The sequence below is a fragment of the Streptomyces synnematoformans genome (assembly GCF_039531005.1).
Taxonomy (GTDB): domain Bacteria; phylum Actinomycetota; class Actinomycetes; order Streptomycetales; family Streptomycetaceae; genus Streptomyces; species Streptomyces synnematoformans.
This window is the reverse complement of the sequence record NZ_BAAAPF010000725.1, coordinates 1-880: the sequence shown is the minus strand read 5'-3', so window position 1 is coordinate 880 and position 880 is coordinate 1. Positions and strand designations below refer to the sequence as shown.

Genomic DNA, 880 nt, shown 5'->3' with positions numbered 1-880 from the left:
CGGGAGAGGGCAATCCAGTTGATGGGCTCGTCGGGGAGGCATTCCTGCCCCATGGCGGTCAGCACCGGCGCAGGCCCGACCTCAATGAACGTCGAGACACCGGTGTGAGCGGCGGCCCGTACACCGTCTGCGAACCGAACCGCCTCGCGGACGTGGCGCACCCAGTACTCCGGATCGCACACCGTTTCCGCGTCGGCGACTTCGCCGGTGACGTTCGAGACCAGCGTCAGCGACGGCCGGTGATACTCCGCCTCCTCGGCCACCCGACGGAAATCGGCGAGCATCGGCTCGATCAACGGCGAATGGAACGCATGCGACACCCGCAACCGACGAGCCCGGCCACCCTCCGCCTCCCAGCGCGACACCAGCCCTTCGATCTCCCGCCCATCACCGGACACCACCACCGACCGCGGCCCGTTCACCGCCGCCACATCAACCCGCGAGCTACCCTCCAGCAGGGCGCTGACCTCGTCCAGGCTGCCGCGCAACGACACCATCGCCCCACCCGGCGGCAACGCCTCCATCAACCGCCCACGCGCAGCCACCAAACGACACGCATCGGCCAACGACCACACACCCGCGCAGTGCGCGGCAGCCAGCTCACCCACCGAATGCCCCACAAGCACACCCGGCTCCACACCCCACGCCCGCAGCTGACGGAACACCGCCACCTCGAACGCAAACAACCCCGCCTGCGTAAACTCCGTCCGGTCCACCAGGCCGCCGTCACGCGCGGCCAGCACGTCGCCCAACGGCCGACTCAACAGCCCGTCGAACCCCGCGCAGACCTCCTCCAACGCCTCCCGGAACACCGCAAAACCGCTCAGCCCCGCGCCCATCCCCGGCCACTGCGCACCCTGACCCGTGAACAAGAACCCGA

1 protein-coding gene is annotated in these 880 nt (G+C 69.4%); it reads right to left on the bottom strand.

The features are described 5' to 3' along the window. Positions 1-880, bottom strand: an 880-nt coding sequence (locus tag ABD317_RS37360; protein WP_344296577.1) for an acyltransferase domain-containing protein, incomplete at both ends; no start/stop codon positions are given.